The organism is Ferrovibrio sp. MS7 (genome assembly GCF_038404985.1).
In the GTDB taxonomy this organism is placed as follows: Bacteria; Pseudomonadota; Alphaproteobacteria; order Ferrovibrionales; family Ferrovibrionaceae; genus Ferrovibrio; species Ferrovibrio plantarum.
This window is the reverse complement of sequence record NZ_JBBKBA010000002.1, coordinates 690,985-711,041: the sequence shown is the minus strand read 5'-3', so window position 1 is coordinate 711,041 and position 20,057 is coordinate 690,985. Positions and strand designations below refer to the sequence as shown.

Genomic DNA, 20,057 nt, shown 5'->3' with positions numbered 1-20,057 from the left:
GTTGATGGGCGTGCGGGCGGACGGCATCAGGTTTGTGACAGTTCCTTTACAGCAGTCTCGGATTTGGGCGCGGCGGCGTCAATGCCAATCCCGCCGCGCCCTTATCCGCGCCGCTGTTCCGTGCCCTTTCGACTCAGGCGGCAAGCGCGCGCCGCCGGTCCTCCACCACGCGGTCGGCCAGCTTGCCGATCAGTTCCTGCAGGTGATCGAACCGCGCCGCGAAGCCGCCGACGCCCAAAGTCGCCGAGCGCAGTTCGGTGGCCAGCCCGGTCATCTCGGATTCCGGCAGGTAGCAGTCGATCACATCCCAGCCGCTCCAGCCTTCACGGGCTGTCATGCCGAGGATTTGCCCGCGCCGGCTGGCGACGATGGCATGCACCTTGGCGGTGAAGGCATTCGGCACCGTGAAGCTGACACTCTGGATCGGCTCCAGCAGCACCGGCGCGCAATTCGGCAAGCCTTCATGCAGGGCCATGCCGCCGGCGGTGCGGAAGGCCTGATCGCTGGAATCGACGGCATGCGATTGCCCGTCCAGCAACGTCACCGCCACATCCACCACGGGGAAGCCGAGCGGCCCGCGCACCAGGGCTTCCTGAATGCCCTCGTCCACGGCGGGGATGTAGTTTTTCGGGATCGCGCCGCCGACCACGCGGTTATGGAAGACATACCCATTGCCGCGCGGCTGCGGTGCGATTTCCACTTTCACATCGGCGAACTGCCCATGGCCACCGCTCTGGCGCTTGAAGCGGGCATGGTAGGAAGTGCTGTGGCGGATCGTCTCGCGATAGGCGGTGAGGGGTGCCGCAATCCGCACCGAGACATTGAAGCGCTGCTGCAGCCGCTCGATGGCGAGCTTGAGATGGATTTCCCCCTGGCCCTTGAGCAGCAACTGGCCGTGCTGGCCGCCATGCTCAAGGCTCAACGCGCGGTCCTCTTCCAGCAGCTTGTGCAGGGCGGCGGAGAGTTTCACCTCATCCTTGCGGTCGGCCGGTGCCAGCGCATAGGCCATCACCGGCGCAGGTGCCTCTGGCCAGCCGGCTTCCGCCTGCTGCCGGCCTTCCGCGCCGAGGCGGTCGCCGGTCTGGGCTTCTTCCAGCTTGGCGATGGCCGCCACCATGCCGGTTTCGGCCATGGGCAGCTTTGTCAGTTCGCCGCCCATGGGTTTGAGCAGCCCGGCGATGCGCCGGCTGCCGAGCGTGGCATTCTCGCCCAGGCTGCCGGACCACACACGGCAGAGCGACAGCTTGCCGGTATGGGCCTGATACAGGGTCTTGAACACCGTGGCGGCGAAGCTGCCGTTGCTCTTGATACCCAGCCGTTCGGCGGTCTGCATCGGCTCCGGCGTTTCATGCCGCAAGGCTTTCAGCAGCCGCATCACGCCATTGCCCTGTTCCGCCGAGCCGAAGAATACCGGCACGATCAGGTCCTGCTGCAGGTCGCGGGTAAGTTGGCTGTAGATTTCGGCGGGCGCTGGCACGCGGTCTTCCAGCAATTGCTCCAGCAGCACATCGTCGAAGTCGGCGATGGCTTCCAGCATGCTCTGGCGGGCCTCGGCCTCGCGTGGCTTCACCAGTTCCGGCATCTCGATCAGGTCGGAGGCGGCATTCGGACGCCAGCGATAGGCGCGCTCGCTTACCAGGTCGACATAGCCGGCGATCTGCTCGCCATCGCGGATCGGCACTTCGCGCAGCACCAGGGGTCGCGACGACACGGTTTGCAGCACGGTGAGCAGGTCGCGCATGCGCAAGCTGCTCTTGTCCATCTTGTTGATGAACAGCAGATGCGGAATCCGCCGCGCATCAAGGAATTGCAGCAAAGGCGCCAGGGTCACCGCGCGTGCCGGATCCGGCTCGGCTACCACGATGGCGATATCCGCCACCATCAATGCTGCCAGCGCCTCCTGCGCCAGTTCCACCGAACCGGGGCAGTCGATGAAGGTCCAGCTTTCGCCCAGGAAGGAAAGCGATGCGATATTCGGCTCGATGGTCATCTGCCGTGCCCGCGCTTCCGGCTGGCTGTCGCCGAGCGATGTGCCGGCGGCGACGGAGCCTTTGCGCGGGATCGCTCCCGCAGCGAACAGCAGTGACTCGAGCAGGGTTGTCTTGCCGGCGGTGTAGGGCCCCACCAGGGCGGCTACGCGCGGCTTGGCTAGCGGTTTGGCTACCATGCGCTTTCCTCCCGTTTTCAGATGCCAGATGCAGTCTGGGGAATACTCGACGCGGGTTTTGACCGGCCCGTCTGGTCACTAGGATTCCACATCACGGCGAAAGAGTCTCGGAATAATGGTTGTTGTTCCTGGAACCGCCCGTTAGCCTCGCCTAAACAATTGATATCTGGAGGAAACAGCCATGGCGGTGCGGGTGGAGAAGCAGGGCGCGGTGACCACCGTGATCCTGTCGCGGGCGGAAGCGCGCAACGCGGTGGACAAGCCGCATGCCGATGAATTACGCGCCGCCTTCAAGGCTTTCGACGCCGATGACACGGCCCGCGTTGCGGTGCTGTGGGGCGAGGGCGGCAATTTCTGCGCCGGCGCTGACCTCAAGGCGGTGGCCGATGGCGAGCGGCGCAACGACGCCACGCCGGAAAGCGAAGGCCCGATGGGGCCGACGCGGCTGCAGATGTCGAAGCCGGTGATCGCGGCGGTGGCGGGTTATGCCGTGGCCGGCGGCCTGGAACTCGCCTGCTGGTGCGACTTGCGCGTGGCGGAGGAGAGCGCGGTGTTCGGCGTGTTCTGCCGCCGCTGGGGCGTGCCGCTGATCGATGGCGGCACGGTGCGGCTGCCGCGCATGATCGGCCATAGCCGGGCGCTGGACATGATCCTCACCGGCCGCGCCGTACCGGCGGCGGAAGCTTTGTCCTTCGGGCTGGCCAACCGTGTGGTGCCTGACGGCCAGGCGCGCCAGGCGGCGGAAGCCATGGCCGCCGAGATCGCGCAATTCCCGCAGCTCTGCATGAAGACCGACCGGATATCGAGCTATGATCAGTGGAATCTCTCGATCGACGCCGCGCTGCATCACGAGGCGGAAGGCGGCTGGCCGGTGGTGGAGGCCGAAGCCATCAACGGTGCCGCGCGTTTCCGCGATGGCGCCGGCCGCCATGGAAGCTTCAAAGAGATTTAAGGCTTCATACTATTACTCTCGTCATCCCCGGGCATGAAAATGTGTTCTTTTAACCCGACCGCAGCTTCAGCATTTTCTTGATCGCGGTCGGAACGGCTGCCTCGTTGGGTGGCAGCCAGTCGCCTTCCAGTTTCGCCGCCTGCCGCGCATCGATACGCGCTTCCGCGACACGGATGGTCAGCGCGAAATGGGTGAAGACATGTTCGGCGCTGGTGGGCCGTTCCTGCCAGTCGATGCGGTCCAGCGGCGCATGGGCCAGGGCATCTTTTAGTGCCCAGGGCGTATCGCGCCACGGCGCGCTCGGCACTTCCAGCATACCGCCGAGCAGGCCCTTTTCGGGGCGACGGCGGAACAGCATGGCGCCGTCCGGCCGCATCAGCAGGAAGGCCAGGGTATGCCGGCGTGGCCGTTCCGGCTTCGGCGCCTTGGCCGGCAGGCTGGCGGCGATACCGAGCTTGCGCGCGGCGCAGAGCTTATTGAGCGGACAGAGCAGGCAGTCGGGTTCGCCCGGCGAGCAGATCGTGGCGCCGAGATCCATCATCGCCTGGGCGTAGTCGCCGGGGCGTTCGTCAGGCGTCGCGGCTTCCGCCAGGGCGCGCAGCACCGGCTTGGCGACGGGCAGCGGCTCGCGCACGGCAAACAGCCGCGCCAGCACGCGCTCGACATTGCCATCCATCACGGCGGCAGGGCGGTCGAAGGCAATCGCCGCGATGGCGGCCGCCGTGTAGGCACCGATGCCGGGCAGGGCCAGCAGGGCCTCGACGCTATCGGGGAAAATACCGCCATGCTGGTCGCGCAGTACCTTGGCGCAGGCATGCAGGTTGCGGGCGCGGGCGTAATAGCCAAGCCCGGCCCATTCGGCCAGCACATCCTCTTGTGGGGCATCGGCCAGTGCAGTCAGCGTTGGCCAGCGCGCCAGGAAGCGCCCGAAATACGGGCCGACGGTCGCCACCGTGGTCTGCTGCAGCATGATTTCGCTGAGCCAGACCCGGTAGGGCTCGGTTTTCGGCTGGCCCGGATTGGCCCGCCAAGGCAGGGAGCGGTGATGGCGGTCGTACCAGGGCAGCAGCAGCCCGGCGATGCGTGCCGCCTGACGCTTTTGGCTGGGATCAAGGACAGGACTCGGATTCGCTTCTTTAGGGCGGCGGGGCATGGCCGAAAGCTACGCCATCACTGCGCGTCCCGCGATGTCTCGCCATCGATTCCGTTACCTTTTCGCGCAGTATTCGATACAGATCAGAGCGGAACCTGTGGATAACTTCGAGAAGCTGCCGTTTATGCGACGTTTAGTCGCGACTGCCACACCGGTCTATGTTGCGGGGGCGAAACCCTTATGCTAGGTAAACGCGGCTTTCGCGCCGGGTGGGTGGCGGATTACCGCTCCGTTTGTGTGCAAAAAGCCAGGCCAATCAAGATCTTGTGCCTCCCTGGCGAAGATTTAGGCGGCCCAACATAGCACTCGTGGTTCCGACTGGGGGTTCTCCTTGCGCCGCAGCGCGAGGGCGGACCGATAAACAAAGGGTCGTACGTGGCTCAGGAAAGCGCTCTCGTCTCCGGCATTGCCGGTCGTTACGCCACCGCGCTGTTCGACATGGCGCGGGACAACGGCCAGCTTGATGCCGTTGCCAATGATCTGGAGCAGTTCACCAAGATGCTGGCCTCGTCGGCCGATCTGGTGCGGCTGATCCGTTCGCCCGCCTTTTCGCGCGCCGAACAGGGCGCTGCCATCGCTGCTGTGATGGACAAGGCTGGTTTCAACGATCTCACCCGCCGTTTCGTTGGTGTGCTGGCGCAGAACCGCCGGCTGTTCGTTCTGGCGGATGTGATTTCCTCCTACAAGAAGTTGCTCAGCCATCATCGCGGCGAAATCGTCGCCGAGGTGGTGTCGGCCGCGCCGCTCGACGATCAGTCGCTGGCGCAGCTCAAAACGGCGTTGTCGTCGGCCGCCGCCGGCAACGTGGTGCTTCAGGCCCGGGTCGAACCCGAGCTGATCGGTGGCCTCGTCGTTAAGCTCGGTTCGCGCATGATCGATGCGTCGGTCCGTGCCAAGCTCAACTCGCTCAAGTCCGTGATGAAAGGGGTTGCGTGATGGATATCCGCGCCGCAGAGATTTCCGAAATCCTGAAGAGCCAGATCAAGAATTTCGGCGCTGAAGCCGAGGTTTCCGAGGTCGGCCAGGTGCTCAGCGTTGGCGACGGTATCGCCCGCGTGCATGGCCTCGACAAGGTGCAGGCCGGTGAAATGGTCGAGTTCCCGGGCGGCGTGAAGGGCATGGCGCTCAACCTCGAAGTCGACAATGTCGGCGTCGTGATCTTCGGCGAAGACCGCGGCATCAAGGAAGGCGACATCGTCAAGCGTACCGGCGCCATCGTGGACGTGCCGATCGGCAAGGGCCTGCTGGGCCGTGTTGTCGACGCGCTCGGCAACCCGATCGACGGCAAGGGCCCGCTCAAGGACGTCACCCGCGCCCGCGTGGAAGTGAAGGCCCCGGGCATCATCCCGCGCAAGTCGGTGCATGAACCGATGCAGACCGGCCTAAAGGCGCTCGACGCCCTGGTGCCGGTTGGCCGTGGCCAGCGCGAGCTGATCATCGGCGACCGCCAGACCGGCAAGACCGCCGTGGCGATCGACACCATTCTGAACCAGAAGGCGGTGAACGCCGCTGGCGACGAGAAGAAGAAGCTCTACTGCATCTACGTCGCGGTGGGCCAGAAGCGCTCGACCGTTGCCCAGGTGGTGAAGACCCTGGAAGAAGCTGGCGCGATGGAATACTCCATCGTCGTTGCCGCCACTGCTTCCGAGCCGGCGCCGCTGCAGTTCCTGGCCCCGTATACCGGCTGCGCCATGGGCGAATACTTCCGCGACAACGGCATGCATGCCGTGATCATTTATGACGATCTGTCCAAGCAGGCCGTCGCCTACCGCCAGATGTCGCTGCTGCTGCGCCGTCCGCCGGGCCGCGAAGCCTATCCGGGCGACGTGTTCTACATCCACTCGCGCCTGCTCGAGCGCGCCGCCAAGATGAACGACAAGCTGGGCGCCGGTTCGCTCACCGCGCTGCCGGTCATCGAAACCCAGGCGGGCGACGTGTCGGCCTATATTCCGACCAACGTGATCTCGATCACCGACGGTCAGATCTTCCTCGAAACCGAACTCTTCTATAAGGGCATCCGCCCGGCCATCAACGTCGGCCTCTCGGTCAGCCGCGTCGGTTCTGCCGCGCAGATCAAGGCCATGAAGCAGGTTGCCGGCTCGATCAAGCTTGAGCTTGCGCAGTATCGTGAAATGGCTGCCTTCGCCCAGTTCGGTTCAGACCTCGATCCCGCCACCCAGCGCCTGCTGGCGCGCGGCGCGCGCCTGACCGAGCTGCTGAAGCAGGCTCAGTATCAGCCGCTGCCGGTGGAAGAGCAGGTCGTGTCGATCTATGCCGGCGTGAAGGGCTATCTCGACAAGATTCCGGTGAATGCCGTGAACCGCTTCGAGGCCGCCTTCCTGGGCGCCGTCCGCTCCAAGCATGGCGACCTGCTGCAGGGCATCCGCGATGCCCAGGCGCTGACCCCCGATATCGAAACCAAGCTGAAGGCGATCCTCGAGGATTTCTCGAAGAGCTTCGCTTAAGCCTGAGGATCACGCGCGATGCCCAGCCTTAAGAGCCTGCGCATTCGGATCAACTCGGTCAAATCGACCCAGAAGATCACGAAGGCGATGAAGATGGTGGCAGCCTCCAAGCTGCGCCGGGCGCAGGAGGCCGCGGAAGCGGCCCGTCCCTACGCCGAGCGCATGGCAGGCATGCTGTCCTCCCTGGCCGCCGGCCAGGCGGGTGCGGATAACGCCCCCCGCCTGCTGATCGGCACCGGCAAGGACGACGTGCATCTGCTCGTCGTCGCCACCGCCGAACGCGGCCTTTGCGGCGCCTTCAATTCCTCGATCGTCAAGCTGGCGCGCCGGCGGATCGAGGAGCTGACCGCCCAGGGCAAGAAGGTGAAAATTCTCTGCGTCGGCAAGAAGGGCCGCGACCAGTTGCGTCGCGACCATGCCGACAAGATCGTCGACACCGTCGATCTCTCCAAGGTGCGCAAGGTGGGCTTCACCGAAGCGCAGGAGATTTCCGACCGCGTGCTGGCGATGTTCGAGGCCGGCGAATTCGACGTCGCGACCATCTTCTTCAACAACTTCAAGTCCGTGATCAGCCAGATCCCGACCGGCACCCAGCTCATCCCCGCCCAGGTTGGCGGTGAAGGCGAAGTCGCGGGCGATATCGGCGGCGCGGCCTACGAGTATGAGCCGGAAGAAGGCGCCATCCTGGAAAAGCTGCTGCCGCGCAATCTGTCGGTGCAGGTCTACCGGGCGCTGCTCGAGAATGCCGCCTCCGAACAGGGCGCGCGCATGTCGGCGATGGACAACGCCACGCGCAATGCTGGCGAAATGATCAAGAAACTGACCACGGTGTACAACCGTACCCGCCAGGCGCAGATCACCAAGGAACTCATCGAAATCATCTCCGGCGCCGAGGCCGTTTAAGAACGGCGCGCGCGGGACGATCAGAGAATAGCAGGAGCGGAGCAGTATCATGACAACCAACAAGGTCGGTCGCATCACCCAGGTTATCGGCGCCGTCGTCGACGTGCAGTTCGACGGCCATCTGCCGTCGATCCTGAACGCGCTGGTCTGCACCAACCAGGGCAACCATCTGGTGCTCGAAGTGGCGCAGCATCTCGGCGAAAACACCGTGCGCACCATCGCCATGGACTCCACCGACGGCCTCGTGCGCGGCATGGAAGTCAACGACACCGGCGCGCCGATCTCGGTGCCGGTGGGCCAGGAGACGCTGGGCCGCATCATCAACGTGATCGGCCAGCCGATCGACGACCGCGGCCCGGTCAACGCCAAGAAGGCCGCGCCGATCCACGCCCCGGCGCCTGACTACGTCGACCAGTCGACCGAGCAGAAGGTGCTGGTCACCGGCATCAAGGTCGTCGACCTGCTCGCGCCCTACTCGAAGGGCGGCAAGATCGGCCTGTTCGGCGGCGCTGGCGTCGGCAAGACCGTGCTGATCATGGAGCTGATCAACAACATCGCGAAGACCCACGGCGGCTACTCCGTGTTCGCCGGCGTCGGCGAGCGCACCCGCGAGGGCAACGACCTCTATCACGAAATGATGGAGTCGGGCGTTATCAAGACCGATGGCCCGGGCTCCAAGGTGGCCCTGGTGTACGGCCAGATGAACGAGCCGCCGGGCGCCCGCGCCCGCGTCGCGTTGACCGGCCTGACGCTCGCGGAATACTTCCGCGACCAGGAAGGCCAGGACGTGCTGTTCTTCGTCGACAATATCTTCCGCTTCACCCAGGCGGGTTCGGAAATGTCGGCGCTGCTCGGCCGTATCCCCTCCGCCGTGGGCTACCAGCCGACGCTGGCCACCGACATGGGCGGCCTGCAGGAGCGCATCACCTCGACCAACAAGGGCTCGATCACCTCGGTGCAGGCCATCTACGTGCCGGCCGACGACTTGACCGACCCGGCGCCGGCGACGTCGTTCGCCCACTTGGACGCCACCACGGTGCTTAGCCGCCAGATCGCCGAACTCGGCATCTACCCGGCGGTGGACCCGCTCGACTCGACCTCGCGCATTCTCGATCCGCGCATCGTCGGCGAAGAGCATTACCAGGTTGCCCGCCAGGTGCAGAACATCCTGCAGAGCTACAAGTCGCTGCAGGACATCATCGCCATTCTCGGCATGGACGAGCTTTCGGAAGAGGACAAGCTCACCGTGGCCCGCGCGCGCAAGATCCAGCGCTTCCTGAGCCAGCCGTTCGACGTGGCGCAGGTGTTCACCGGCTTCCCGGGCGTGCAGGTGCCGTTGGCCGAGACCATCCGCGGCTTCAAGGAAATCTGCGAAGGCAAGCACGACCATCTGCCGGAATCGGCTTTCTACATGGTCGGCAGCATCGACGAGGCGATTGCCAAGGCGAAGAAGATGGCCGCCGAAGCGGCCTGAGCCTGAAGCGGTCCGATTTAAGGAGTACGCAGCATGGCCGAGACCTTTGGTTTCGAGCTGGTTTCGCCCGAGAAGCTTCTGCTCTCGATCGAGGCCGAAATGGTGACGGTGCCGGGTGAGGAAGGCGACATGGGCATTCTGCCCGGCCACTCGCCGGTGATCTCGTCGCTGCGGCTTGGCGTCATCGACGTGACCAAGGCCGGCGGGGGCGAGGAGCGCATCTTCGTCGCCGGCGGCTTCGCCGAGATGTCGAACAACAAGCTGACCGTGCTGGCCGAGGAGGCCGTGCCGGTAGCTGAGCTGAAGCGCGACAAGATCGAAGCCAAGCTGAAGGATGCGCGCGAGGACCTGGCGGATGCCAAGGAAGACCACGCCCGCAACCGCGCCCAGGCCGAGATCGACAAGCTCAGCGCGATGCTGGAAGCTGCGGCTTAAAGTTACCGCATATCAATTAACGGAACGGGCGCCCTTGCGGCGCCCGTTTTGTTTTGAGTGAGGATTTTGTTTGGCGCCAAATAAAAAACGGCGGGGCTCCCGCGCCGCTGTTCGTTCAGACGTATCTGATTAGTTGGTGTCTTCCGGCTGCTGGATCGCCGAGAGCAGCCACTTGCCGCCCTGGCTGGCGCGCATGAAGGTCCAGATTTCCACACTCTCGCCGCGCTCGCTGCGGCTGCCTTCGACCAGGCTGCCATCCGTACGGTTCAATGTGTAGTCCAGCGCCGTCCACCGCATCGCGACGGTGGCATAGTCGATGCCGTCCTCGCGCCAGGCTTCGGCCAGATCGCCCTGTTCCAGGGTTACCTGCTCGACATGGTTGGCGAGGCCACGGCTGGCCAGGGTGGCCAGTTCGCGGGCGAAGAAGCTGGAGACTTCCGGCGTTGCCAGATTGCCCAGCGCCGTCAGGTCGCCCTTGCTCCAGGCGGCCTGGATATCCTTCAGGCTCTGCTCGAAAGCCTGATAGTCGGCTTCCTCGATGCCTACGCCATCGGTCTGCAGCGCCATCTGGCCGCGGGCATTGCTGCTGCCGCCGGCAGGGATGTCGTAGCGCCCACCACCATGCGACGGCGCCTCATAAGATTGCCGCGCCATGGTCTCCGGGTTGCCCCCAGTACCGGCACCAGCACCAGCCCCGGCATAAGCCGGCTGCGGGCCGGAAGCGGCGCTGCGGCGACGGAACATGGCGACCACCAGGTAGACCAGGCCGCCGATCAGCAGGCCCTGCAGCAGCAGGCCGAGGATGCCGGCGGCACCCAGGCCGGAGCCGAACAGGCCGGAGCCGAACAGCAGGCCAACCAGGCCGGCGCCGAGCAGGCCGCCCATCATGCCGGCCATGAAGGGATTGCGCTGGAAGAAGCCGCCCTGGGCGGCAGGCGCGGCGGCAGGAGCCGCCTGGCGGGTGCCAGCTTGATTGGCAGCCGGCTGGTTGGCAGGCGGTGGGGTCACGCTGCGCTCCACCGGACGCGCGGTGGGCGCCGTCGGCGTCGAGGGTGCGGCATCATAGGTGCGGCTGCCACGGCTGCCAATGCTGGCGCCACCGCCGCCGGAGCGGCCGGCCTTGGCTTCCACCAGGGCGGGCAGGATGGCAAGGCTGAAAGCCAGGCCAAAAATACCGAGAAACTTGGTGATGCGACGCATCGGCGGATTCCCCTTCCATCTCCCATACCCCAGCGCCGTCCATGCGGCTGCTGGTTATGGGATATTTATGTAAGGCCGGACGGTGACTTATGCAAGATGTCACCGCCCGGAAATCCTCCAGCCAATTCACCCAGAAGTTCGGTTATTCGGCTGCCGGCTTGGCGGTGTAGATTTCGCCGCCGCCCTGCCGGAAACTTTCGGCCATGGCCGCCATGCCGGCGTCCTTGGCTTTAACAGCCTCGGCGCGCACTTCCTGGCTGATCTGCATGGAGCAGAATTTCGGCCCGCACATGGAGCAGAAATGCGCCGTCTTGTGCGCTTCCTTGGGCAGGGTCTTGTCATGGAAGTCGCGCGCCGTCTCCGGGTCGAGGCTGAGGTTGAACTGGTCCTCCCAGCGGAACTCGAAGCGGGCGCGGCTCAAGGCGTCGTCGCGCCGCCTGGCGCCGGGATGGCCCTTGGCGAGATCGGCGGCATGGGCGGCGAGCTTGTAGGTGATCACGCCGGTCTTCACGTCGTGGCGGTCGGGCAGGCCGAGATGCTCCTTCGGCGTCACGTAGCAGAGCATGGCGCAGCCGAACCAGCCGATCATCGCGGCGCCGATGCCGCTGGTGATGTGGTCATAGCCCGGCGCGATATCGGTGGTGAGCGGCCCGAGCGTATAGAACGGCGCCTCGCCGCAGCTTTCCAACTGCCGGTCCATGTTTTCCTTGATCTTGTGCATCGGCACATGACCGGGGCCTTCCACCATTACCTGGCAGTCGCGCGCCCAGGCGATGCGGGTCAATTCGCCCAGCGTCTCCAGCTCCGCGAATTGCGCAGCGTCGTTGGCATCGGCGATGCTGCCGGGCCGCAGGCCGTCGCCGAGCGAGAAGCTGATATCGTAGGCCCGCATGATGTCGCAGATATCCTCGAAATGGGTGTAGAGGAAATTCTCGGCGTGATGTGCCAGGCACCACTTTGCCAGGATCGAGCCGCCACGGCTGACGATACCGGTGACGCGCTGCGCAGTGAGCGGGATATGCGCCAACCGCACGCCGGCATGGATGGTGAAATAATCCACGCCCTGTTCCGCCTGCTCGATCAGCGTGTCGCGGAACACGTCCCAGTTCAGGTCCTCGGCGCGGCCATTCACCTTTTCCAGCGCTTGGTAGATCGGCACCGTGCCGATCGGCACCGGTGCATTGCGCAGGATCCAGTCGCGGATATTGTGAATGTTGCGCCCGGTCGAGAGGTCCATCACCGTGTCGGCGCCCCAGCGGATAGCCCACACCATCTTGTCCACTTCCTCGGCCATCGAGGATGTCACCGCCGAATTGCCGATATTGGCATTCACTTTGACGCGGAAATTGCGGCCGATGATCATCGGCTCCAGTTCGGGATGGTTGATGTTGCACGGAATGATGGCGCGGCCGCGCGCGATTTCGTCGCGCACGAATGCCGGCGTCACGAAATCGGGGATGGCCGCGCCCCAATCCTTACCGTCACGCTGCATGTCCGCAGCCTGCCGCCGCGCCTCGTTCTCACGGATCGCCACATATTCCATCTCGGTGGTGATGATGCCGCGCCGGGCATAGGCAAGCTGCGTCACGGCCGCCGCACCACTAGCGCGCAGCGGGGCATGCTGTTGCGGGAACGGCGGCACGCTCGCCTGGGCATTGCCCGGGCCGCCATTATCCTCGAGCCGCAGCGCCCGTCCGCCATACTGGGCCACATCGCCACGCGCCTCGATCAACGCCTGGCGCCAGCGCGGCAGGCCGGCGGCGATATTGATCACCTGGGCCGGATCGCTGTAGGGGCCGGAGGTGTCGTAGACGCAGAGCGGCGCTTCATTGGCGCTGGGATGGGTGGCGATGGCGCGGTGCGGTACGCGGATGGTCGGAAACAGGTGGCCGGCGCTGTAATGCTTTTCGGAAGCCGGCAGCGCTCCGGTGGTGACGTTTGGGGCCTGATGCGGGCCGTTCTGGATGGTGGACATGGCGGATCTCCTGGTGCGGTGAGGCTGGGAGACCCGGGAATGGGGTGGAAAGAGTATGGGGGCAGGAGGATAATCCCCCTGGCAGGTCCGTTCCCTCCGCCGGCATGACCCGGATCAGGTTCTAAGGGTCACGGCGCTGCCGGGATTGCTCTTTGCGAGTATTCCAGGCCGGTCCGAATCTCAGCCCCCTGGCGGGGCACCCCTCGGTGCCGGCAAAAGTAGAATACGGAAGCCGCCGGGTCAAATCCGGGCAGATACCTCGGCGACGCGAAAAAAGCCACTAAAAGTTGTGTTTATGAGCGCGTATGGTCAACTTCCTGTGTCAAATACATATACTGCAAGATGTGGAGTCTCGGTGGTGAAAGCCTTAAGCGGCGCGAAAAAGCACGGGTAAAGCTCCCCTCGGCCCAGGGAAAAGTCTGGCTAACGCTGTGTTGGGGCGTGCGAAATTGTAAAAAAACCAACCAGACTGTGCTGTTTTTGCAACAGCGAGCAAAGTAAACGGCAGAGGCGCATTGTCAGGTTGACCAGCGTCGCCGGACTCACATAGTCTCCAACCTGAAGCGGTTTCGGTCTGCAAACGGACTGGCGCCTGAGGTTTTTTTATTGGGAGCGCAATAATGATTCGGAAAATCGCAGCGGCAAGATTTGCCTTCGGCGTCCTTACGTTTGGCCTGGTGGCCGGTGGCCTCTTCGCCGCCGCGCCGGCTTTCGCCGCTTCTGACGTCTCCAATTCGGGTGCCGTTGCCAACCAGGCAGTTACCGCGGTGGCCGCGCCGATCGCCTCGGCCCAGACCGCTAGCCTGATCAGCGGTGCCATCGGTGGCGCCATCAGCGGCGGCATCGGCGGCGGCTTTACTGGCGGCGGCACCGGCGGTGGCTTCAGCCCCAGCGGCGGCGCTACCCCTGGTCCCATCTCGATGAACGGTCGCGACTCCGGTCGCGCCGCCGGTTCGGCCGACAAGAAGTTCGGCACCTGGATGCAGGGCAGCTATGCTTCGGTGGAGAACAGCCAGGCCGGCCTGCAGATGGATGGCAACGTTTACAACGTGGTCGGCGGCCTTGATTACAAGCTTAGCGACCGCGCCCTGATCGGCGTTTCGCTGGGCTACGAGAACCTCGACCTCACCACCACGTTCAACAATGGCTCCACCAAGAGCGACGGTCTTTCGATCATCCCGTATTTCGGCTTCCAGCTGAACAACACCTGGAGCATCAGCGCTTCGGGCGGCTACGGCATGCTCAACTACGACGTGGTCCGCAACACCAACGTGCGCGGCTCGTATGATGCCGAGCGCTGGTTTGTTTCCGGCAACCTGAACGGCGCCTATGGCTTCGGTCGCTGGCGCCTGATGCCGACGGTTGGCGTGATGTATCTTGAAGAAAAGAGCGACGCCTACACTGAATCGACCGGCGGCCTGGTCGGCTCCAGCACCACCAAGCTGGGTCGCGTGACCTTCGGCGGCAATGTCGGCTATGCCTTCGAGAAGGTGATGCCGTATGTGAAGCTGGTTGGCGAGTATGATTTCGAGAAGAACGCCCCGGTGGCCCTGGGCAACGGCACCTTCTCGAATGACGACGAGCTCGGCGCGCAGATCGGCCTTGGCATCAACTTCTTCGGCTTGGGTAGTTTCTCCGGCAATGTGGAAGGCGCCTATCTCTCGGCTGGCCGCCAGGACCTTGACGTGTGGAGCGTCTCGGCCCGTCTCCGCGCCACCTTCTAAGCCAGACCTTCCGGCTTAAACGGCCGGCTTAAACAAAAGGGCCAGACCGCAAGGTCTGGCCCTTTTTGCTGTTCAGGCACCATTCTTTGCCATGCCGCTTTTCAAACGTGGCGACGGCAGGCAGTCTGGCTGGCATGATGATGCCGTCACGGGATGGGGATGCCTGCTGATATGACTCTGTTGCGCGGTATTGGCTGCCTGTTATTTATGCTCCTGCTGGCCGGCTGCGAAGGCGGCGGACTGCTGCTGAGCGATGAAGCCCGCGCCGATGCCGCCGCGCGCCTGGCAAATCCGCCGCTGCAGCGGGTGCGCTTCGCCACGCGCAGCTTCGATATCGCGGCATATTATCGCCAAGGCGATCCGAGCGATCCGCGTCTTGGCATTTTCATCGAGGGCGATGGCGAAGCCTATATCAGCCGCTATCAGCGCTCTGGCGATCCGACACCAGGCAAGCCGGTGGCGCTGGATCTGGCGGCACGCCATCCTTTGCCCAACCTGCTGTATTTGGCGCGGCCCTGCCAGTTCATCGGCGGCGATAAGGCGCGCAACTGCGTTTCGGAATACTGGACCACACACCGCTTCGCGCCGGAAACCGTGGCGGCACTGAATGAGGCCATCGACCAGTATGTCGCCCGCTTTGGTGCGCGGCGGTTGCAGCTTTATGGCTATTCCGGTGGGGCGTTGATGGCGCTGCTGCTGGCTGGCAGCCGCAATGACATCGAAAGCATCGTCACCGTTTCAGGCCTGCTCGACCATCAGGCTTGGACCAGTCATTTCGGCGACACGCCGCTCTTCGGCTCGCGCAACAGCACCGAGACTGCTGCGGCCTGGACGCGTTTGCCGCAGCGCCATTTTGTCGGCAGCCGCGACAAGCAGGTGCCGCCGGAGCTGACCTTTGCCGCCCTGCGCCGGTATGGCCTGCAGCCTGAAGCCCTGGTGACACGGATCGACGACGCCGATCACGATTGCTGCTGGGCGAAGCTGTGGCCGCAATTGTCGCGACTGTCGCCAGTGGCGCCACAGCGGTAAGGAGGCGGGCTGAAAGTAAAGCCCGGTTCGACAAAGCCGCCATTTTCGTTTAATCAGCCCCAATAACATCATTGGAGCGTGCTGCGTGGCCAAGCCGTCCCTGTCCCAGTCGAGCGAGTCAGGCGCACTGGCGTCTAGCGGAGTCATGGACCGAGAGCCATGAGGGGTTAGACATGAGCAGGAAGGCCAAACGCCCACAACAGCAGCCAGCATCCTCTGCCAGCGCTGTGGCCCGCCCTGCAGGCGAGGAGACCGGCAGCGCCGCTGTGGCGGCTGTTGAACGTATCGCGCCCTATCTTGCGGTGCCAGTGCTGTGGCTGGCGCTGGCCGGCCCGCTTTTTTCTCTGCCGCTATTCAAGCGCGGGCTTTGGCAATTGGCCGAGCCGATTGTGATTGCGCATTTCATTGCGGCCGCGCTTGGCGCAATGGTCTTGGCGGTCTGGCTGGGGGCGGGTGGCCGGCCATCACGACCTGCGCTCTTGCTGGCCCTGCCAGCCTTCCTGCTTGCCGCCTGGCTGCTGCTAAGCGGCCCGGGCGGTTTCACGGGCGCCGAATGGCGGCTGCGTCTGCTTGGCGTGCCGCAATCCGGCTTCGGGCCGCTATGGTATACCGGGCTTGGCCTCTGGCTGCTGTTGGGCGATCTGGTGCTGCGCCAGCCGCGCGCCTTGCGGCTGGTCTTATGGGGCGGCATGGCCGCATCCGCAGGCATCCTGGTGGTGCTTGGCCTTGATCGCCTCAACGGTACCGAGACGGTATTCCAGGTGCTGGCCTACTATGCCTGGCCCGGGCTCGCGCTGCCGGTCATGGCCTGGGCAATGCCCGCGCAGGGCCGGTTGGAAATTGCCGAGCGGATCATTGCTGGCTTGCTCGCCGTGGGCCTGCTGGTCCTGTCAAAGGCATTGACCATGATGGGCGCGGCTTTGGTCGGCCTTGCCATTGCCCTGTTATGGTGGCGCCTGCCGAAGCAGGGCTGGCTCAGTTTGATCCGCCGCCCGGCAATGGTCGGGCTGATCCTGGTATTCGCCGCTTTGTTGCCTCTTATCCTCGTCAGCATTCCAGCGTTGACCGCCAGTATCGCCTCACTGGAGGATCGCCGCATGGTGTGGTTGGTCATCAGGGCAGCGGCTGAGCAACAGCCCATCGCCTGGCTGTTTGGCAATGGCGCCGGCAGCATATCGAACACCATGATGTCTCATGTCACGTTTTCCGGTTTCCCTATATGGCGGGTGAACGATTGGCACGTGCTGACCTCAAAATACCTGCATGCGCATAACTGGCTGATGCAGGCTTTGCATGATGGTGGCTTGCCGGCGGTGTTGTTGACCGCTTGGTTGCTGCTGCAGCCGGCATGGCTCGCGCAAGATCAACATCTGCCGCTGCGGCGGGGTCTCACGCTTGGTCTGGTGGTGGCCTATATTCTCTCGCTGGGCTTGTGGTTTGAGCTGATCTTCGCCGTACCCTACATGGCTCTGGCCTGGATTGCCGTTATCGGGCGGCAAGGCATCCCGCTTGTGGCTGGCGGCAATGCTGCCCTGGTGCGCGCCGCGCCGATGCGTGCGGTTCTGATCAGGCGCACGGCCGCAGCGAGCAGTCTGATATTGATTTCCGTCACCTATATCTGGGGCGCCATTTTGTTGGATCGCTATGCCCGCGATATCGATCAGCAGCGAGCTTGGTTTTCAGCCGAGACTGAATCGCAGCGCCAGCCGCTCGCGCCACCACCACCTTTGCCGGCGGATCCGCGCCGCGCCGATATCCAAATCGCGGATATGGTGGACTATGAAATCCGGTTCCTGGTCGGTCGCCACGAGCCGGGCAAACCAACACCCAATTTCGAGCGAGAGGCGGCGCGTATCGATTGGCTGAGGCAGATCATCGTGTTGCGCCTGCCTGAAACCACGTCGCCGTTGATACCGCTGTATGGCAGTGCATTGTTTGACGAAATCATGCTGCGGCCAACCCTCGCGGCTTACCAGCCATTGCTGCTGCCCCATATCGCATTGTGGCGCCAGATTATTGAGCGCGGCCTGGAGCTGGCCCCTTGGCGCAGCAACATTGCCCTCGGCTATCTGAACTGGACCTTCCAGACAGGTCAGCTTGATAAGGTCAGGGAGCTGGCCCTCCGCTTGCGCAAGGCCCGGCCGGAGGACCCGATTGGCCTCTTTTTCGAAGGAGGGGTATTGCTGCAGCAGCCAGAACCGGAGGCTAAGCGCCAAGGCGCTGCTCTGGCACGGCGCGCCATTGCCGCGGGCGTTGAGCAATTTTTCCCTTTGGACGACAATTTCAAGGCCCTGATCAATAGTGTTCGATAGGTCCGGCGGTTCGACAAGGCGCTGGAATTAAGGTATTGAGCCGGTTTTAGGCCCTTCGGAGTATCGTGTGTCTGAGCAGCCGTTAGCATTGCCGAGCGAATTGAACGCGCCATTGCCGCGCCGGGTCTCGGCTGTGACTGTCAGCTACTACACCGGCCCGGTGCTGTGGGAAAACATCGCCTCGCAATTGGCGCAGCCGGAACTGGTCGAATTGATCCTGGTGGATAACGGCAACTCGGCAGAGACGCGCCAGCGCCTGGCCGCAATGGCGGCAACCGAACCGCGTCTCAAGCTGCTGCGAGCCAGGCGCAATCTTGGCTTTGCCGCTGGCTGCAATTTCGGCGCGGCGCAGGCCCAGGCCGACTACATCGCCTTCGTCAATCCCGATTGCGTGCTGTTGCCCGCGACCTTCAGCCGGATCCTTGATGTCTTTGCGCAGCAGGAGCGGGTCTGGCTCTGCGGCGGCCGGCTGCAACATCCCGATGGCCGCGAGCAGCGTGGTGGCCGGCGCGAAATCCTCTCGCCCTGGCGCGTACTGATGGAATTGCTGCGGCTGGACCGGCTGTTTCCCAATCATCCCTATTTCCGCCGCCTGCACCGCTTTGATGCCGAAGCAGAGCGTAGTGTGGCTGAAGTGCCCACGGTGTCGGGGGCGTTCATGATGATTCCACGCCGCTATTATGAACAGCTCGGCGGCATGGATGATCACATGTTCCTGCATTTCGACGATGCCGACCTGTGCATCCGCATCGCTCAGATGGGTGGGCGGGTGCTCTATGCTGGCGACATACCGATCCCGCACCATCTCTCCACGTCTGATGTCTCCCGCATCTTCGTCGAATGGCACAAGACGCGCAGCGCCAGCTACTATTTCGTCAAGCATTTCCACACCAGCTATCCGCGCTGGTTCCTGTCGCTGGTCTCGACGTTGCTGTGGCTGCGTTTCGGGCTGATCTTTCTGCGGCGTCTGCCCGGCGACTTGCCCGGCATTTTACGCCGGGCTTTTCAGCGCGACACCTAACGCATCATCAGGGCAGTTACGGTCAGGCCGAACAGGGCGGCGGCCAGGGCATAGAGTGGCGGAAGCAAGAAAGCCGGCAGGCCGGTGCGCAGCAGGCGGTGGCCGGAATGATCGGTGCCGCCGATCCAGGGTTTCGCGCCGCGCTGCAACCGGCTCGCCACCACCAGGGCGGAATCGAGCAGCGGCACCGCGCTCCAGGCCAGGGCTACTTCCGGCCCCAGCGGCGCCGCCAGCAGCACCAGGGTGGTGCCCAGCAGCAGGCTGCCGCCATCGCCCATGAAGCTGCGGGCCGGCGGCAGATTGAAGACCAGGAAGCCGGCCAGCGCCGCGGCCGCCAGCGGGCCGCCGGCAACGCCCATCAGCAGGCAGGCGGCGCAGGCGGCGGCGGCGGCAAGGCCATCGGCATGATCCAGCAGGTTCCAGGCATTCGCCGCGATCCAGATCGCCGGGGCTACCCAGGCCTGTCCGGTTACCCAGGCACCGGCCAGGGCCGGAACCAGCAGCAGCAGCGCCTTCGGCCCCGCCGCGAGGTGCTGGCGGTCATCGAGGCAGCCGATCAGGCAGGCTGAGGCCGCCACCAGCCATAGCGGCAGCGGCAGGGCAAAGACCAGGCCTGCCAGCAGGCCCGGCCCGGCCAGCTTCGGCACGGCGCCGCTCTGGTGCCAGCGGTCGGCCTGCACCTGCGCAATGGCGCCAAGCCTGGGTGCCAGCCGCATGCCAAGCCAGGTACCTGCCAGCGCGACCAGGAAGGCCGCAGCCAGTGGCCAGCCAAGGCCGGCAACAGCGGGCCAGTAATCCGGCGACAAGGGCGAGGGCAGGAGATTCTGGCTCGGGAACATGGCCCGGCTTACGCTGGTTCGGCGCAAAAATAAAGCCGCGCCGAATTGTCACATCCGGCGCGGCCGACAGAGTGGCGTACAGGCTTACTTCTTCGGTGCCTGCTCCGAAGCCTTTTCCTCGGCCTTCTTGGTCCCGTCCTGGACCGCCTGGGAAGTGGCACCGGCCTGGTTCTGGGTGACGATCGGCGCGATCACCGGCGTTACGACCTGGGGCACTGTCTGCGCCTGGGCAACGGTGCTGCCAATCAGCAGCATACCGGCGGCAAGGGTGAGAATGCTAAACTTCATGGGGCCCTCCTGGAGCTTGAAACAGGTTCAGCTTATATCATTTGGGAATGAAATTGCGGGGATTCAATGGTGCGGGCCGGGCAGCTTGATTTCATCCACAGCGGGTATGTGGGCCGGAGC

The 20,057-nt window shown here is 64.3% G+C and carries 16 protein-coding genes and 1 riboswitch; of the genes, 10 read left to right on the top strand and 6 right to left on the bottom strand.

Going from position 1 to position 20,057, the window contains the following annotated elements:
* Positions 1-133: 133 nt before the first annotated feature.
* Positions 134-2,167 (bottom strand): elongation factor G, encoded by a 2,034-nt coding sequence (locus V6B08_RS16605; protein WP_341982898.1) that lies wholly within the window; start codon positions 2,165-2,167, stop codon positions 134-136.
* Between the two features lie 181 nt (positions 2,168-2,348).
* On the opposite strand from V6B08_RS16605, the gene V6B08_RS16600 reads away from it, so the two are divergent.
* A complete protein-coding gene (locus V6B08_RS16600; RefSeq protein WP_341982896.1) occupies positions 2,349-3,119 on the top strand; it encodes a crotonase/enoyl-CoA hydratase family protein in 771 nt (256 codons plus the stop codon).
* 49 nt (positions 3,120-3,168) lie between these two features.
* Here V6B08_RS16600 and mutY read toward each other — a convergent pair whose 3' ends face one another.
* Entirely contained in the window at positions 3,169-4,272 is a 1,104-nt protein-coding gene (gene mutY / locus V6B08_RS16595) for an A/G-specific adenine glycosylase (protein ID WP_341982893.1), read from the bottom strand.
* Positions 4,273-4,647: 375 nt separating this feature from the next.
* Here mutY and V6B08_RS16590 point away from each other — a divergent pair, with 375 nt between their 5' ends.
* The 5 genes from V6B08_RS16590 to V6B08_RS16570 are packed head-to-tail and all read left to right on the top strand — an operon-like array spanning position 4,648 to position 9,549.
* Positions 4,648-5,208, top strand: a complete 561-nt coding sequence (locus tag V6B08_RS16590) for a F0F1 ATP synthase subunit delta (RefSeq protein WP_341982891.1) — start codon at positions 4,648-4,650, stop codon at positions 5,206-5,208.
* Positions 5,208-6,737 (top strand): F0F1 ATP synthase subunit alpha, encoded by a 1,530-nt coding sequence (gene atpA / locus V6B08_RS16585; protein ID WP_341982890.1) that lies wholly within the window; start codon positions 5,208-5,210, stop codon positions 6,735-6,737. Before V6B08_RS16590 ends, atpA begins: the two co-directional genes overlap by 1 nt.
* An 18-nt stretch (positions 6,738-6,755) precedes the next feature.
* Entirely contained in the window at positions 6,756-7,640 is an 885-nt protein-coding gene (locus V6B08_RS16580) for a F0F1 ATP synthase subunit gamma (protein ID WP_341982889.1), read from the top strand.
* A 49-nt stretch (positions 7,641-7,689) separates the two neighbouring features.
* The gene (gene atpD / locus V6B08_RS16575; RefSeq protein WP_341982887.1) at positions 7,690-9,114 is read left to right on the top strand and encodes a F0F1 ATP synthase subunit beta; all 1,425 of its coding nucleotides are present in this window, start codon (positions 7,690-7,692) and stop codon (positions 9,112-9,114) included.
* 33 nt (positions 9,115-9,147) lie between these two features.
* Positions 9,148-9,549: a F0F1 ATP synthase subunit epsilon gene (locus V6B08_RS16570; protein WP_341982885.1), complete on the top strand. Its 402-nt coding sequence runs from the start codon at positions 9,148-9,150 to the stop codon at positions 9,547-9,549.
* Positions 9,550-9,678: 129 nt separating this feature from the next.
* Here the strand turns inward: V6B08_RS16570 and V6B08_RS16565 are convergent, their stop codons facing one another.
* Both V6B08_RS16565 and thiC read right to left on the bottom strand, forming a co-directional pair.
* Positions 9,679-10,749: a TIM44-like domain-containing protein gene (locus V6B08_RS16565; RefSeq protein WP_341982883.1), complete on the bottom strand. Its 1,071-nt coding sequence runs from the start codon at positions 10,747-10,749 to the stop codon at positions 9,679-9,681.
* Positions 10,750-10,891: 142 nt separating this feature from the next.
* Positions 10,892-12,724: a phosphomethylpyrimidine synthase ThiC gene (gene thiC, locus V6B08_RS16560; RefSeq protein ID WP_341982881.1), complete on the bottom strand. Its 1,833-nt coding sequence runs from the start codon at positions 12,722-12,724 to the stop codon at positions 10,892-10,894.
* A gap of 73 nt (positions 12,725-12,797) precedes the next feature.
* Positions 12,798-12,938: riboswitch (TPP riboswitch) on the bottom strand.
* 406 nt (positions 12,939-13,344) lie between these two features.
* On the opposite strand from thiC, the gene V6B08_RS16555 reads away from it, so the two are divergent.
* From V6B08_RS16555 to V6B08_RS16540, 4 genes are all read left to right on the top strand, one after another.
* On the top strand, positions 13,345-14,448 hold the full coding sequence (locus tag V6B08_RS16555; protein ID WP_341982879.1) for an autotransporter outer membrane beta-barrel domain-containing protein: 1,104 nt from the start codon (positions 13,345-13,347) through the stop codon (positions 14,446-14,448).
* Positions 14,449-14,655: 207 nt separating this feature from the next.
* The gene (locus V6B08_RS16550) at positions 14,656-15,477 is read left to right on the top strand and encodes an alpha/beta fold hydrolase (RefSeq protein WP_341982877.1); all 822 of its coding nucleotides are present in this window, start codon (positions 14,656-14,658) and stop codon (positions 15,475-15,477) included.
* Between the two features lie 173 nt (positions 15,478-15,650).
* Entirely contained in the window at positions 15,651-17,789 is a 2,139-nt protein-coding gene (locus V6B08_RS16545; RefSeq protein WP_341982875.1) for an O-antigen ligase family protein, read from the top strand.
* 67 nt (positions 17,790-17,856) lie between these two features.
* Positions 17,857-18,810 carry a glycosyltransferase family 2 protein gene (locus V6B08_RS16540; RefSeq protein WP_341982873.1) on the top strand — a complete coding sequence of 318 codons (954 nt, stop codon included), beginning with the start codon at positions 17,857-17,859 and terminating at the stop codon, positions 18,808-18,810.
* On the opposite strand, the gene V6B08_RS16535 is transcribed toward V6B08_RS16540, so the two are convergent.
* Both V6B08_RS16535 and V6B08_RS16530 read right to left on the bottom strand, forming a co-directional pair.
* The gene (locus tag V6B08_RS16535; RefSeq protein ID WP_341982871.1) at positions 18,807-19,649 is read right to left on the bottom strand and encodes an MraY family glycosyltransferase; all 843 of its coding nucleotides are present in this window, start codon (positions 19,647-19,649) and stop codon (positions 18,807-18,809) included. The genes V6B08_RS16540 and V6B08_RS16535 overlap by 4 nt on opposite strands.
* An 84-nt stretch (positions 19,650-19,733) precedes the next feature.
* Positions 19,734-19,937, bottom strand: a complete 204-nt coding sequence (locus V6B08_RS16530; RefSeq protein ID WP_341982869.1) for a hypothetical protein — start codon at positions 19,935-19,937, stop codon at positions 19,734-19,736.
* Positions 19,938-20,057 lie beyond the last annotated feature (120 nt).

What these genes read in the sequence shown, in the direction of transcription:
- V6B08_RS16605 (WP_341982898.1), bottom strand. Translation starts at nt 2,167, where the DNA reads ATGGTAGCCAAACCGCTAGCCAAGCCGCGCGTAGCCGCCCTGGTGGGG.
- V6B08_RS16600 (WP_341982896.1), top strand. Translation starts at nt 2,349, where the DNA reads ATGGCGGTGCGGGTGGAGAAGCAGGGCGCGGTGACCACCGTGATCCTG.
- mutY (WP_341982893.1), bottom strand. Translation starts at nt 4,272, where the DNA reads ATGCCCCGCCGCCCTAAAGAAGCGAATCCGAGTCCTGTCCTTGATCCC.
- atpA (WP_341982890.1), top strand. Translation starts at nt 5,208, where the DNA reads ATGGATATCCGCGCCGCAGAGATTTCCGAAATCCTGAAGAGCCAGATC.
- V6B08_RS16580 (WP_341982889.1), top strand. Translation starts at nt 6,756, where the DNA reads ATGCCCAGCCTTAAGAGCCTGCGCATTCGGATCAACTCGGTCAAATCG.
- atpD (WP_341982887.1), top strand. Translation starts at nt 7,690, where the DNA reads ATGACAACCAACAAGGTCGGTCGCATCACCCAGGTTATCGGCGCCGTC.
- V6B08_RS16570 (WP_341982885.1), top strand. Translation starts at nt 9,148, where the DNA reads ATGGCCGAGACCTTTGGTTTCGAGCTGGTTTCGCCCGAGAAGCTTCTG.
- V6B08_RS16565 (WP_341982883.1), bottom strand. Translation starts at nt 10,749, where the DNA reads ATGCGTCGCATCACCAAGTTTCTCGGTATTTTTGGCCTGGCTTTCAGC.
- thiC (WP_341982881.1), bottom strand. Translation starts at nt 12,724, where the DNA reads ATGTCCACCATCCAGAACGGCCCGCATCAGGCCCCAAACGTCACCACC.
- V6B08_RS16555 (WP_341982879.1), top strand. Translation starts at nt 13,345, where the DNA reads ATGATTCGGAAAATCGCAGCGGCAAGATTTGCCTTCGGCGTCCTTACG.
- V6B08_RS16550 (WP_341982877.1), top strand. Translation starts at nt 14,656, where the DNA reads ATGCTCCTGCTGGCCGGCTGCGAAGGCGGCGGACTGCTGCTGAGCGAT.
- V6B08_RS16545 (WP_341982875.1), top strand. Translation starts at nt 15,651, where the DNA reads ATGAGCAGGAAGGCCAAACGCCCACAACAGCAGCCAGCATCCTCTGCC.
- V6B08_RS16535 (WP_341982871.1), bottom strand. Translation starts at nt 19,649, where the DNA reads ATGTTCCCGAGCCAGAATCTCCTGCCCTCGCCCTTGTCGCCGGATTAC.
- V6B08_RS16530 (WP_341982869.1), bottom strand. Translation starts at nt 19,937, where the DNA reads ATGAAGTTTAGCATTCTCACCCTTGCCGCCGGTATGCTGCTGATTGGC.